The following is a 2000-nucleotide window of genomic DNA, read 5'->3' as shown; positions in this document are numbered from 1 at the left end:
CAGCGACCGCAAGGCCCTGCAGGCTGAAGTGACCCAGCTGGTCAGCGAAATCGACCGCGTCGCCAAGCAGAGCGACTTCAACGGCACCAAGCTGCTCGACGGCAGCTTCACCAGCCAGCTGTTCCAGGTGGGTGCCAACGCCGGCCAGGCCATCGCCATCAACAGCGTGGTCGACGCCAAGGCCAACTCGCTGGGCGCGACGACCTTCGTCAACGCTGGCAGCGCCACCCTGGATGACGCAGCCGTCGATGCCGCCGCCGGCACGCTGGCCAACATCACGGTGGGCGACGTCAGCATCGGCGACGTCACGTTCGACTACACCACCCCGCCAGGCGCGCCGGCCACCGCCGCCGAGATCGCTGCGGTGCGCAAGGTCAACCAGGACAACGCCACCAAGGCGCTGGCTGCTGCCCTGAACGGCAAGATCGGCGAAACCGGCCTGCATGCCGCGCAGTCCACCACCGCGGGCGAAGTCACCCTGACCTCGGTCAAGGCCGACAACACCGTGGCCGGTGTGACCGTGAAGATGGGGCCGACCGCCACCGCAACCGATCTGAACGCCCCCGCCGCCGGCACTGCTGCCGCCCACGTCGCCGACATCCAGATCGATACCGTCGCCGGCGCCCAGCAGGCCCTGGAGATCGTCGACAAGGCCCTGGAATCGGTCAACAGCGTCCGCGCCGACCTGGGCGCGATCCAGAACCGCTTCACCTCGGTGGTCGCCAACCTGCAGACCTCTTCCGAAAACCTGTCGGCCTCGCGCAGCCGCATCCGCGATACCGACTTCGCCAAGGAAACCGCCGAACTGACCCGCACCCAGATCCTGCAGCAGGCCGGCACGGCCATGCTGGCCCAGGCCAACCAGGTGCCGCAGAACGTGCTCAGCCTGTTGCAGCGCTGACATGAGCCGCTCCCGGGGCACGTCGGGGGCGTCTGACCCAACTCACGTGCAACCGCTCAAGGACCTCTCCTCATGGCACAAGTCATCAACACCAACACGATGTCGTTGAATGCTCAGCGTAACCTGAGCACCAGCGGCAGCTCGCTGGCCACCACCATCCAGCGCCTGTCCTCCGGTTCGCGCATCAACAGCGCCAAGGACGACGCCGCTGGCCTGGCGATCTCCGAGCGCTTCGGCACCCAGATCCGCGGCACCGATGTGGCCATCCGCAATGCCAACGACGGCATCTCGCTGGCCCAGGTCGCCGAAGGCTCGTTGACCGAGATCGGCAACAACCTGCAGCGCGTCCGCGAGTTGTCGGTGCAGGCCGCCAATGCCACCAACTCGGCCAGTGACCGCAAGGCGCTGCAGGCCGAAGTGACCCAGCTGGTCAGCGAAATCGACCGCGTTGCCAAGCAGTCCGAGTTCAACGGCACCAAGCTGCTGGACGGTTCGTTCTCCAGCCAGCTGTTCCAGGTCGGCGCCAACGCCGGCCAGGCTATTGCCATCGACAAGGTGGTCGATGCCAAGGCCGACGCACTGGGCAATGCCGTCTTCGACGCCAACACCATCGCCATCGACGAAGGCGATAGCGTCGCAGCCGATGCGGGCAAGGAAATCACCTATTCCGGCCTGACCATCGGTGGCGGCGGCCTGACCTCGGCGATCAAGATCGCCGATGTCAAGATCACCTCCACCGGCGACGCCGCCAAGGACCAGGCTGCCCTGGCCGCGGCGACCGTGACCGCGATCAACGCCAAGATCGGTGAGACCGGCGTCTACGCCGAACTCGACGGCACCACCGCCGGCCAGATCAACCTGACCTCGGTGAAGGAAAGCGTCGACAAGGACGGCAAGTTCGTCGCCATGTCCGCCACCGCAGGCACCAGCGCCGGCGTCACCGGCTTCGACAGCGCCGCCGCCACCGCCAGCACCGGTGCATCACCGGGCAAGCTGCTGAAGGACGTCGACATCAGCACCGTGAAGGGTGCCCAGCAGGCGCTGGAAGTGGTCGACAAGGCACTGGGTTCGATCAACAACACCCGCGCCGACCTGGGTG

General features: G+C 66.7%; 2 protein-coding genes. Both read left to right on the top strand.

The genetic code is table 11. The annotated features are described in order from the left end of the window. Positions 1 to 901: flagellin (locus QMZ25_RS19085; RefSeq protein WP_283220136.1), on the top strand; the 901-nt coding region annotated here is incomplete at its 5' end. A 72-nt stretch (positions 902 to 973) separates the two neighbouring features. Continuing rightward, positions 974 to 2000: flagellin (locus tag QMZ25_RS19080; protein ID WP_283220135.1), on the top strand; the 1027-nt coding region annotated here is incomplete at its 3' end.

The sequence above is a fragment of the Stenotrophomonas sp. RS-48 genome, from assembly GCF_030053245.1.
Lineage (GTDB): Bacteria > Pseudomonadota > Gammaproteobacteria > Xanthomonadales > Xanthomonadaceae > Stenotrophomonas > Stenotrophomonas maltophilia_P.
This window is presented reverse-complemented; position numbering and strand designations above follow the sequence as displayed.